This window comes from Streptomyces sp. NPDC058773 (assembly GCF_042746015.1).
GTDB lineage: Bacteria > Actinomycetota > Actinomycetes > Streptomycetales > Streptomycetaceae > Streptomyces.
The window spans coordinates 76,297-88,249 of sequence record NZ_JBHYPE010000024.1; the positions used below are offsets into that span (position 1 = coordinate 76,297).

General features: G+C 73.1%; 9 protein-coding genes. 8 read left to right on the forward strand and 1 reads right to left on the reverse strand.

Going from position 1 to position 11,953, the window contains the following annotated elements; translation table 11 throughout:
* Positions 1-132: 132 nt before the first annotated feature.
* The 5 genes from ACFW5B_RS21370 to ACFW5B_RS21390 all read left to right on the forward strand — a co-directional run bounded on the left by ACFW5B_RS21370 (position 133) and on the right by ACFW5B_RS21390 (position 6,014).
* Positions 133-897, forward strand: a complete 765-nt coding sequence (locus ACFW5B_RS21370) for a VOC family protein (protein WP_386441708.1) — start codon at positions 133-135, stop codon at positions 895-897.
* 175 nt (positions 898-1,072) lie between these two features.
* Positions 1,073-1,492: an SH3 domain-containing protein gene (locus tag ACFW5B_RS21375; RefSeq protein ID WP_386441711.1), complete on the forward strand. Its 420-nt coding sequence runs from the start codon at positions 1,073-1,075 to the stop codon at positions 1,490-1,492.
* A gap of 212 nt (positions 1,493-1,704) precedes the next feature.
* Positions 1,705-2,922, forward strand: a complete 1,218-nt coding sequence (locus ACFW5B_RS21380) for an acyl-CoA dehydrogenase family protein (protein ID WP_386441714.1) — start codon at positions 1,705-1,707, stop codon at positions 2,920-2,922.
* Positions 2,923-2,941: 19 nt separating this feature from the next.
* A complete protein-coding gene (locus ACFW5B_RS21385) occupies positions 2,942-3,862 on the forward strand; it encodes an oxygenase MpaB family protein (protein WP_386441717.1) in 921 nt (306 codons plus the stop codon).
* Between the two features lie 34 nt (positions 3,863-3,896).
* Entirely contained in the window at positions 3,897-6,014 is a 2,118-nt protein-coding gene (locus ACFW5B_RS21390; protein WP_386441812.1) for a tetratricopeptide repeat protein, read from the forward strand.
* Positions 6,015-6,040: 26 nt separating this feature from the next.
* On the opposite strand, the gene ACFW5B_RS21395 is transcribed toward ACFW5B_RS21390, so the two are convergent.
* Positions 6,041-7,348, reverse strand: a complete 1,308-nt coding sequence (locus ACFW5B_RS21395; RefSeq protein WP_386441720.1) for a glycoside hydrolase family 27 protein — start codon at positions 7,346-7,348, stop codon at positions 6,041-6,043.
* Positions 7,349-7,525: 177 nt separating this feature from the next.
* On the opposite strand from ACFW5B_RS21395, the gene ACFW5B_RS21400 reads away from it, so the two are divergent.
* The 3 genes from ACFW5B_RS21400 (at position 7,526) to ACFW5B_RS21410 (ending at position 11,868) form a co-directional block, all read left to right on the forward strand.
* Positions 7,526-9,106, forward strand: coding sequence for a phytoene desaturase family protein (locus ACFW5B_RS21400; RefSeq protein ID WP_386441722.1), 1,581 nt, complete (start codon positions 7,526-7,528; stop codon positions 9,104-9,106).
* A 79-nt stretch (positions 9,107-9,185) separates the two neighbouring features.
* Positions 9,186-10,289: an NAD(P)H-dependent flavin oxidoreductase gene (locus ACFW5B_RS21405; RefSeq protein WP_386441724.1), complete on the forward strand. Its 1,104-nt coding sequence runs from the start codon at positions 9,186-9,188 to the stop codon at positions 10,287-10,289.
* Positions 10,290-10,308: 19 nt separating this feature from the next.
* A complete protein-coding gene (locus tag ACFW5B_RS21410) occupies positions 10,309-11,868 on the forward strand; it encodes an acyl-CoA synthetase (RefSeq protein WP_386441726.1) in 1,560 nt (519 codons plus the stop codon).
* The last annotated feature ends 85 nt before the right edge of the window (positions 11,869-11,953 follow it).

Consider the following 11,953-nt stretch of genomic DNA (forward strand, 5'->3'; position numbering starts at 1 on the left):
CGCCCCCGCCCCGCCCGTCGGACGATCGGCAGCGTACGAGCGTACGAGCGTGCGGAGGCCGGAATCGGCGGCGCACGGAGGCGAGCGCGGCACCGCCCGGCCCTCGCCCGGCGCGGAGGGACGGAATACACCGTGAAGATCACTGAGCCCACGCCCGGTGGCCCCTGCTGGGTGGAGCTGGGCACCTCCGATGTGGATGCCGCCACGGTGTACTACCGCCATGTCTTCGGCTGGCGCGCCGAGACCGACCCGCGGAAGGAAGCGGGCGGCTACACCACGCTGTACCTGGGCGACGACCCGGTCGCCGCGCTGACCCCGCTCTACGCCCCCGGGCAGCCGACCGCCTGGACCGTTTCGTTCGCGACCCGGGACGCCGACGCGACGGCCGCGGCGGTCACCGCGTCGGGCGGGCGGCAGCTGATGGGGCCGAGGGACGTGTTCGACGTGGGCCGCTTCGCCGTACTGGCCGACCCGGAGGGCGCCGTCTTTTCGGTGTGGCAGGCCCGTTCGTTCGCCGGCGCCGCGGTGTTCAACGCACCCGGCTCGCTCGGCTGGGTCGAGCTCGCCACCCGGGACGCCGAGGCCGCCAAGGCCTTCTACACCACGGTCTTCGGCTGGACCGTGGGCACCCACGCGGACTATCCGCAGTGGGGCCTCGACGGCGCCGACTTCGGCGGCCTGAGCGCCCTGGACGAGTTCTATCCGGAGGACGTCCGGGCGCACTGGCTGCCGTACTTCGCGGTCGCCGACGTCGACGACACGGCCGCCCGCGCCGCCGAGTCCGGCGGAATGCTGCTGGTGCCCCCGACGGAGGTCCCGCACGGGCCGAAGGTCGCGGTGATCCGGGACCCGCAAGGCGGCTCGTTCGGGATTCACCGCGTCGGCACCGAGGGCTGACGCCCCGGCCGTCCCGGTGTGCAGGGCGGTTGCGGAGGTCCCTGGCCCGGGTGCGCCCGCCCCGTCACACGATCGGCGGCCTGTTCGTCGTTTCACCACATCCCCTTGGTGGTTTGCGCGTAATGTCCACTTCCCACCAGTGGGTGGCACTGCGCGTCAAGAACAGGAGACCCCTATGTCCACGACCGACATCCTCGCGGCCCGAGGCAAGCGGCTGGCAGCCGGCGCCGGCGCGCTGGCCACGGCCGTCGCCCTCGGTGCGACGCTGTTCGCCGCGGCCCCGGCCCGGGCGACGCAAGGCCCCGACAAGCCCTACGGCGTGATCATCGCCAAGAAGGGCCTGAGTGTGCGTCAGTACCCCAGCACGGACTCCTCCGTGCGGGGCTACCTCCGGCACCGTGCGCAGGTCGGCCTGGTGTGCAAGGTGCGCACCCAGAACGTGGGCGGCAACTCCTTCTGGTACCTGACCCGCGAGGAGCGGGGCGCCTGGGTCTCCGCGAAGTACGTGACCAACAGCGGCCGCGTCAAGTTCTGCAAGGACGTCCATCGCACCCGGGTGCAGCCGAAGCACCCGACGAAGCATGCCGTGGGCTGATGGAGCCCCGGGGAGGCCCGGTCCGGTACCGCAACGGTGCCGGACCGGGCCTTCGTGTGTGTCGGTGGCACGCGCCCTGCCGCCCGCCCCGCCGCCCCCTTCCGTATTACTGAAACAAGTTCTACTGTGCCTTCGTTCCGGCAGCCGACGGACCGTCAGTTTCGCGGGCCGTCCTCGGACCGGACGACCGGACCGGACGAACTGGAGGGGCCGTGCACCTCGAATACACCCCCGAGCAGCAGCAGTTGCGCGCCGAGCTGCGCACCTACTTCGCCGCGCTGGTGCCGGACAACACCTACGGCCGGGACCCCGGGAACACCCGCGGCGCACCCCTCGCAGACCCCGCCGCCCAGAAACGCTTCTACCGCGAGACGGTGCGCCGGCTGGGGGCCGACGGCTGGCTCGGCGTCGGCTGGCCCAAGGAGTTCGGCGGCCGCGGACTGTCCCCGATGGAACAGTTCATCTTCTTCGACGAGGCGGCCCAGGCGGGTGTGCCGCTGCCGCTGATGGCACTGAACACCGTCGGCCCGACGATCATGCAGTTCGGCACCGACGAGCAGAAGGCCTACTTCCTGCCCCGCATCCTCTCCGGCGAGATCGACTTCGCCATCGGCTACAGCGAACCCGACGCCGGTACCGACCTGGCCGCCCTCAAGACCCGCGCCGTACGGGAGGGCGACGAGGACACCGGCCGTTATGTCGTCAACGGACAGAAGATCTGGACGACCAACGGGGACACCGCGGACTGGGTGTGGCTCGCGGTGCGCACCGACCCGGAGGCCCCGCCCCACAAGGGCATCACCATGCTCCTCGTCCCCACCAGCGACCCGGGCTACTCCTGCACCCTGATCAACACCCTCGCCTCGCACGACACCACCGCCAGCTACTACGAGAACATCACCGTCCCCGCCACCCGCCGCGTCGGCCGGGAGAACCACGGCTGGCGGATCATCACCAACCAGCTCAACCACGAGCGGGTCACCCTCGCCGCCCACGGCACCATGGCCATCCGCGCCCTGCACAACGTCCAGCGCTGGGCCGCCGACACCGAACTCACCGACGGCCGCCGGGTCATCGACCTGGGCTGGGTCCGCGCCCGGCTGGCCCGTACCCATGCCAGGCTGGACGCCATGAAGCTGCTGAACTGGCAGATGGTCGACGCCCTCCAGCACGATGCGCTCACCCCGCAGGACGCCTCGGCGGTCAAGGTCTACGGCTCCGAGGCCCGACGGGACGCCTACGCCTGGCTCATGGAGGTCGTCGGCGCCGCGGGCCCCCTCAAGGAGGGCTCGGCCGGCGCGGTCCTGCACGGCGAACTGGAACGCGGCTACCGCTCCGCCGTCATCTTCACCTTCGGCGGCGGCAACAATGAGATCCAGCGCGAGATCATCTCGTGGATCGGCCTGGGGATGCCGCGGGTGCGGCGCTGAACCGACAGCGGGAGGTGTGGTGAGAGCGGACGACCCGGGGCTCTTCGGCCCGCGTTCGGTGACCTGGCAGCTGCATGCGGACCCGATGATGTGGATCGCGGGAATCCGCGCGCTGTACCTCCAGGCGCTGCATCCGCGCGCGGTGCGCGGGGTGTTCCAGAACTCCGCGGCCTTCCGGATGAGCGAGCAGGGCAGACGGGACGCCTGGGGCCGGCTGATGCGCACCGCGGACTTCGTCGGCACGCTCACCTACGGCACCACCGAGGCCGCCGAACGCGCCGGCGCCGCGGTCCGCGGCATCCACCGCCGGCTGTCCGCCACCGACCCGGCGACCGGCGAGCGCTACCGCCTCGACGAACCGGACCTGCTGCGCTGGGTGCACTGCGCCGAGGTGGACTCCTACCTGCACGTCCTGCGCCGCTCCGGCTACCCCGTCGACGACGACCGGGCCGACGCCTACCTCGACGAGCAGCGGGAGAGCGCCCGGCTCGTCGGCCTCGACCCGGCCGGAGTGCCCGGCAGCCGCGCCGCGTTCGCCGCCTACTTCACCCGCGTACGGCCTGAGCTGGCGCTGACCCCCGAGGCCCGCGAGGTGGACGCGTTCCTGCGCCGGCCGCCCACCCCGGCCGTGCTGGTCCCGGCCCGCGCCCTGCTCTGGCGGCAGGTGGCCCGGCTCGCCTACGGCGCCCTTCCGGCGTACGCGCACGCGCTCTACGGGCGCCCCGCACCACCGCCGGCCGCCGTCACCCGCCGGCTGCGCGCCACCGGGCGCCTGCTGCGCGCCGTCCCGCCCGCGGTCCGCTGGCGGCTCCCGCCCCAGCACCTTCTGCGCGCCGTCGAACGACTCGGCCCCGACACCCGCCCAGCGCCCTACAAGCTCCGCCGCTCCGCCGCCATACTGGACGGGCAGGAGGGCACGCAGGGGGAGCTGCGCGGCTGACCGCGGGGAACGGGGACGGGGGCGGCGAAACATGGTGGCGGAAAACAGACTGGTTCAACAGCGGTACCGGCTTCTCGGCACCATCGGGCGCGGCGGTATGGGGGAGGTGTGGCGGGCCCGCGACGAGTCGCTGGGCCGGCAGGTCGCGGTCAAATGCCTCAAGCCGCTGGGGCCGCGGCACGAACCCTCGTTCCTCCAGGTCCTGCGCGAACGATTCCGCCGGGAGGCCCGGGTCGCGGCGGCGCTCCAGCACCGCGGCATCACCGTCGTCCATGACTTCGGCGAGGACGACGGCACCCTCTTCATCGTGATGGAGCTGCTCAGCGGCCGGAACCTCAGCCAGCTGCTGGACGACAACCGCCGTCAGCCGCTGCCCGTCCCGGACGTCATCGAGATCGCGGAACAGGTCACCGCCGCGCTCGCCTACACCCATGAACAGGCCATCGTGCACCGTGACCTGAAACCGGCGAACGTCGTCCGGACCGCCGACGGCACGGTCAAGATCTGCGACTTCGGTATCGCCCGGCTCGGCCATGACATCGGCTTCACCGCCCGCCTCACCGGCACCGGCGTCGCCATGGGCAGCCCGCACTACATGTCGCCCGAGCAGATCGGCGCCCACGGCGTCGACCACCGCAGCGACCTCTACTCCCTGGGCTGTGTGCTCTACGAGATCGCCACCGGCGTGCCGCCGTTCGACCTGGGCGACGCCTGGGCGGTGCTCGTCGGCCACCGCGACCTGGCGCCGAAGCCGCCGCGTACGCTCCGCCCCGACCTGCCCGAGGCCTACGAGCGGATCATCCTCGACCTCCTGGCCAAGGACCCCGACGAGCGGCCCAGGGACGCCGACGAGCTGGGCAAACGCCTCGCCGATGCCCGTCAGCCGCACCCCGGCCGGGCCACCGTGGCCGCCGGTCCGGACGAGGTGACGGTGCCCGCCTGGCAACTGCCCGCCTGGACCGACGGGATGACGCTCGGCTCCTGGGCGGGCGCCGGCCGCCGGCCGCAGCGGTATCCGGCCGACGGGCCCGCCACCGTTCTCACCGGTACCTGGACCGGCGGCACCGGCCCGGAGGGCGACGACGGGTCCCCGGCCGCCGGGATCGCCAGCCCCGCACCGCCGGACGACCGCCGCACCGCCCTCGCCGAGCTGGCCGGACGGCACACCGCCGCACTGGAGCTGGGCCGGCTGGGCCGCTGGGAGGAGGCGGGGGCGGCGCACCGCGCGCTCGCCGCGGCCCGTGAGCGGCTGCTCGGCGCCGACCACCCCGACACCCTCACCAGCCGACTGGAGGCCGGTCATGCGCTGGGCCGGCTCGGCCGGCACTTCGAGGCGCACCAGATCTACGCCGAGGTGCTGGCGGGCCGCGAACGCGCGCTGGGCCCGGATCACCCCGACTCGCTGACCTGCCGCCACCACGTGGCACGCAACCTCGGCCGGCTGGGACGGCTGGAGGACTGCCGCGCCATGTCCCAGGAGGTGGCCGCGGCCCGCGCCCGGGTGCTCGGCGCACAGCACCCGGACACCCTCGCCACCTGCTGTGAACTCGCGCATGTAATGGGCAAGTTGGGGATGTGGGCGGAGGCGCTGTACAGCTACCAGGAGGTGGTGGCGGCGCGCACCGCCACGCTCGGGCCCGACCACGAGGACACCCTCGCCGCCCGCTACGAGGTCGGTATCGGCCTCGGCCGGCTCGGCCGCAGCGCGGACGCCCTGGCCCTCTACCGCGGACTGGTCGCGGACCGCACCCGCGCCCAGGGCGCCGGCCACCCGGAGACCCTGCGCGCCCGGCACGGCCTGGGCGTCAACCTCGGGCGGCAGAACCGCTGGCAGGAGGCGCTGCTGGAGGCTCGTGAGGTGGCCGCGGCGCGCGCCCGGGCGCTCGGCCTCGACCATCCCGACACGCTGGTCAGCCGCCGTGAGACCGCCGTCGCGCTCGGCTGGCTCGGCCGGTGGAGCGAGGCGCTGGACCTCTACCGCCAGGTCGCCGACGCCCGCGAACGGGTGCTGGGCGCGGCCCACCTCGACGCGCTGGCCAGTCAGAGCGACCTCGCCCAGTGCCTGGAGCAACTCGGCCGCGGCGACGAGGCGGCCGCGCTCCACCGCCGGACCGCGGCGCTGCACCAGGAGCGCGCCGCACGGCGGCGGTGAAGCGCTCCTGGCGCCCGCCCTTCGCGTCAGTCCGGCGTGACCCGGTAGAGCACCGTGCCGTGCGGCGGCACCTCGTGCGCCACGATGTTCCGCTCGCTGCGCGTACGGCGGCCGGTGACCAGATCGCGCAGCCGGTAGGAACCGGCCTCCGGCAGCCCGGCCGCGCCGGCCGCGACGGACAGCGTGCGCGGGGTGCTGCCCGAGTTGAACAGGGCGATCGCCCGGTCGCCGTTCCTCAGCGGCTTGGACAGCACCGCGGAGCCGTCGTCCTGGGCGACGACCCGCCCCTGGACGCCGAGCGCGTCCTGGTCGACGGCGATGACCCGTGGGTTCCCGAGCACCTCGCGGGCTGCCGTGGGCAGCGCGCTCAGATCCGTACTGGAGATCAGCGGCGCGGCCATCATCGCCCACAGCGACATCTGGCTCTGCATCTCGTGCCGGTTCAGGCCGGAGTCCCCCGCCAGCAGGAAGTCCGGGTCGTTCCAGCGTCCGGGCCGCTGGAGGCCTGCCAGGCGGGAGTTGTAGCGGAAGTTGTAGACGATGGAGGACCACTTCGCGGCCGGGGTGCTCTTCTGGAGGGCCACATCGCGGCCGCCCCGCCACAGGTTGCCGACCTCGGCGGACCAGCCGATCACCCGGTGCCAGACGCGGTCGCCGTCGAACTGGAAATAGGCCGGGGCCGACACCGAGAAGGTCATCCGGCGGCCGGTGGCACGCAGCGCCCGGCTCAACTGCCCGTACAGATCCCGGTAGGTCTCCTCCTTGGTGTGCCCGGACGGGACCGGCACATTGCAGCCGTCCGCCTTGACGTAGTCCACCTTCCAGCGGGCGAACTGCTCCGCGTCCTGCGGGAAGTGCCCCCGGCTGCCCGGGTACTTCTCGCAGGTGAGCGTGCCGACGTCCGTGTAGATCCCGAACTTCAGCCCCATCCGGTGCAACTGCCGCCCCAGGTACGCCATACCGTGCGGGAACTTCGTCCGGTCCGCCACCAGCTGTCCCTCGGCGCCGCGCTGTCTGCCCATCCAGCAGTCGTCGACGGTGACGGTGCGGTACCCCTTCCGGGCCAGGCCCGTACGGACCAGCGCCCGCGCGTTGTCGAGGACCACCCTCTCGTCGAGGTCGCACATGTAGTACGACCAGTTGTTCCAGCCCATCGGGGGGCGCGGGGCCAGATTCGGATAGCTGCCGGCGGTGCGCGGGGCGCCGGGTGCGCGGACCGGGTCGGGGGTGGCGGCGGCGGGCGCGGGGGCCGCGAGCAGCCCGGCCGAGCAGGCGGCGACGGCGGTCAGTCCGGCGACGGTGCGGCCGAGGCGGGGTACCGACGGATGGGACACGGGTCACCTCACGGGTGGGCGGGACGGCTCGCGGAGCGGACGGCGGGCGGTGCCGGGGCGGAGCACGGCCGGACGCTAGGAGCAGCCCCCTGCCCGGTCAAGAAGCCGCACCGGCCCGGCGGAAGGTTTCAGCCGCCTGCACCTGGCGACCGGGATCACCGCGTGCTACCAAGGGGCATGCCGGAACGGACTTCGTATGACGCGGTCATCGTCGGCGGCGGGCACAACGGACTGGTGGCCGCCGCCTATCTCGCACGCGCCGGGCGCAGTGTGCTGGTGCTGGAGCGGCTGGACCACACCGGTGGTGCGGCCGTGTCGACCCGGGCGTTCGCCGGGGTCGACGCCCGGCTGTCCCGTTACTCCTACCTCGTCAGCCTGCTGCCGCCGAAGATCGTGCAGGACCTCGGCCTGCGGTTCGCGATCCGCAAGCGCACCGTCTCCTCGTACACCCCCGCCGTACGCGACGGCCGCCCCACCGGACTGCTGGTCGGCGGCGGGGAGGCCAGGACCCGTGCCGCGTTCGCCGAACTCTCCGGCTCCGACCGCGAGTTCACCGCCTGGCAGCGTTTCTACGGCAGCACCCGGCGGCTGGCCGAACGGGTCTTCCCCACCCTGACCGAGCCGCTCCCCACCCGTGAGGCGCTGCGCTCCAGGATCGACGACGACGCCCTCTGGCAGGCGCTCTTCGAACGCCCCCTGGGCGAGCTGGTCGAGCAGACCTTCACCGACGACCTGGTCCGCGGGGTGGTACTCACCGACGCCCTGATCGGCACCTTCGCCACCGCGCACGACCCGTCACTGCGCCAGAACCGCTGCTTCCTCTACCACGTCATCGGCGGCGGCACCGGTGACTGGGACGTCCCCATCGGCGGGATGGGCGCCCTCACCGACGCACTGGCCGACGCCGCCCGCCGGGCCGGCGCGGAGATCGTCACCGACTGCGCGGTGACCGGCCTCGCGACGGACGGCCGGACCGCTGAGGTGACCTGCGACCAGGGCACGATCGGTGCCCGCCGGGTCCTGGTCAACGCCGCCCCGCGGGAGCTGGCCCGCCTCCTGGGCGATGCCCCGCCGCCGCCCGCCGAGGGCGCCCAGCTCAAGGTCAACATGCTGCTCACCCGGCTGCCGCGGCTCCGGGACACCCGCGTGGATCCACGGGAGGCCTTCTCCGGCACCTTCCACATCGCCGAGGGCTACCACCAGCTGGAGCACGCCTACCAGCAGGCCGCGTCCGGCGAGCTGCCCACCGCCCCGCCCTCCGAGATCTACTGCCACTCCCTCACCGACCCCTCCATCCTCGGCGCCGACCTGGTCCGCCAGGGCTACCAGACGCTCACCCTGTTCGGTCTGCACGCCCCGGCGCGGCTGTTCACCGCCGATACCGCCGACCACGCTCCCACCCGCGACCGCCTCCTGGCGGCCACCCTCGCCGCACTCGACAGCCACCTCGCCGAACCCCTCGCCGACTGTCTGGCCCAGGACGCCGACGGCCGCCCCTGCATCGAGGCCAGGTCCCCCCTCGACCTGGACCGGGAACTGGGCCTGCCGGGCGGCAACATCTTCCACCGCGACCTGGCCTTCCCGTACGCCGAGCCGGGCGAGGCCCTCTCCGACGACACCGCCGCGGCCCGCTGGGGTGTGGCGACGGCCCATCCCAACGTCCTGCTGTGCGGTGCGGGCGCGGTGCGCGGCGGGGGAGTGAGCGGCATCCCGGGGCACAACGCGGCGATGGCGGTGCTGGCGGAGGAGGAGGGGTAACGCGACCGGCCCGGGAGTTTTCTGACGCAGCATCAGAAAATCTCTTCCCTCGTCCGGCCCGCTGCGGCATCCTGCGCCCATGCAGACGGAGCTGAGCAACACGCTGGGAGCCGCGCACGCCGTCTTCGGGTTCACGCCCTTCCCCGCGGTCGCCGCGGCGATCACCCGGGCCGGCGGGTTCGGGGTGCTCGGGGCGGTCCGCTACACCGCGCCGGACGAGCTGGCGCGCGACCTCGACTGGATGCAGGAGCACACCGACGGGCTCCCGTACGGGCTCGATGTGGTGATGCCCGCCAAGAAGGTGGCCGGCGTCAGCGAGGCCGAGGTCGAGGCGATGATCCCGGAGGGGCACCGCCGCTTCGTCGCCGGACTGCTCGACACGCACCGGGTACCGCGGCTCGCGGAGGGCGAGGAGTCCGGCTGGCGGATCACCGGATGGATGGAGGAGGTCGCCCGCACCCAGCTCGATGTGGCCTTCGACTATCCGGTCAAGCTGCTGGCCAACGCCCTCGGTTCCCCGCCGGCCGATGTCATCCGGCGTGCCCACGACCGCGGTGTCCTCGTCGCCGCGCTGGCCGGCAGCCCCCGGCACGCCCGGCACCACAAGGACGCCGGTATCGACATCGTCGTCGCCCAGGGGTACGAGGCGGGCGGACACACCGGCGAGATCGCCACCATGGTGCTCACCCCGGAGGTGGTGGCCGCCGTCGACCCGCTGCCGGTGCTCGCCGCGGGCGGCATCGGCACCGGGGAGCAGATCGCCGCCGGGCTCGCCCTCGGCGCCCAGGGCGTCTGGCTCGGCTCGGTCTGGCTGACCTGCGAGGAGGCCGAACTGCACTCCCGGCGGCTGACCGCCAAGCTGCTCGCCGCGGGCCCCGGTGACACCGTCCGCTCCCGCGCCCTGACCGGTAAACCCGCCCGCCAGCTGCGCACCGAATGGACCGACGCCTGGGACGACCCGAACGGCCCCGGTCCGCTGCCCATGCCACTGCAGGGCCTGCTGGTCGCCGAGGCCAACTCCCGTATCCAGCGGCACGAGGTCGAACCGCTGCTGGGCACACCCGTCGGCCAGATCGTCGGCCGGATGAACAGCGAACGCAGCGTACAGACCGTCTTCGACGAGCTGACCCGCGGCTTCGAGCGGGCCATCGACCGGATCAACCGCATCGCCGGACGCGCGTGAACCCGAGGAGGACAGCGGAATGAGCACCGACTCCCCACCGCCCAACGGCTTCTGGGCGCAGGCCGCCGCCGACCCGGACCGTACGGTCCTGATCGCTCCGGACGGCGCGGAGTGGACCGCGGGCCGGCTGCACGCCGCGAGCAACCAGCTGGTCCACGGGCTGCGCGCGGCGGGCCTGGAACGCGGCGACGCCTTCGCCGTGGTCCTGCCCAACGGCGTCGAGTTCTTCACCGCCTACCTCGCCGCGTCCCAGGCCGGCTTCTACCTGGTCCCCGTCAACCACCACCTGGTCGGCCCGGAGATCGCCTGGATCGTCGCCGACTCCGGGGCGAAGGTGCTGATCGCGCACGAGCGGTTCGCGCAGGCGGCCCGGCACGCCGCGGACGAGGCGAAGCTGCCCGCCTCGCAGCGCTACGCCGTCGGAGCCGTCGACGGCTTCCGGCCGTACGGCCAACTCCTCGAAGGGCAGCCGGAGTCCGCGCCCGCCGACCGCACCCTCGGCTGGGTCATGAACTACACCTCGGGCACCACCGGACGCCCGCGCGGCATCCGCCGCCCGCTGCCCGGCACCCCGCCCGAGGACTCCCACCTCGGCGGCTTCCTCGGCATCTTCGGCATCAAGCCGTTCGACGACAACGTCCACCTGGTCTGCTCGCCGCTCTACCACACGGCCGTACTGCAATTCGCCGGTGCCTCACTGCACATCGGCCACCGCCTCGTCCTCATGGACAAGTGGACACCGCAGGACATGCTGGCCCTGATGGACGCGCACCGCTGCACCCACACCCATATGGTGCCGACCCAGTTCCACCGGCTGCTCGCGCTGCCGGCAAAGACCCGTGAGGCGTACGACGTGAGCGCCATGCGGCATGCCATCCACGGCGCCGCGCCCTGCCCCGACCACGTCAAACGCGCGATGATCGACTGGTGGGGCACCTGCGTCGAGGAGTACTACGCGGCGAGCGAGGGCGGCGGCGCCTTCGCCACCGCCGAGGACTGGCTGAAGAAGCCCGGGACGGTCGGCAAGGCCTGGCCCATCAGCGAACTGGCCGTCTTCGACGACGACGGCAACCGGCTGCCCCCGGGCGAACTCGGCACCGTCTACCTGAAGATGAGCACCGGCGGCTTCCGCTACCACAAGGACGAGGGCAAGACCCGCAAGAACCGGATCGGTGACTTCTTCACCGTCGGCGACCTCGGCTGTCTCGACGAGGACGGCTACCTCTTCCTCCGCGACCGCAAGATCGACATGATCATCTCGGGCGGGGTGAACATCTACCCCGCCGAGATCGAGTCCGCGCTGCTCAGCCACCCCGCGGTCGCCGACGCTGCGGCCTTCGGCATCCCGCACGACGACTGGGGCGAGGAGGTCAAGGCCGTCGTGGAACCCGCCGAGGGCCACCCGGCGTCACCCGCACTGGCCGCGGAGATCCTGGACCACTGCGCCCGGCACCTGGCCGGCTACAAGCGGCCCAAGTCGCTCGACTTCATCGCCGCCATGCCGCGCGACCCCAACGGCAAGCTCTACAAGCGGCGGCTGCGTGACCCGTATTGGGAGGGCAGGGAGCGCGCCCTGTAACCGGAGCGGCCCGCGCGGCCGTTCCCTCCTCCGGGACCGGCCGTCCGCTCCGGACCCTCCGCCCGGTGCCTTGACCCGGCGGGGG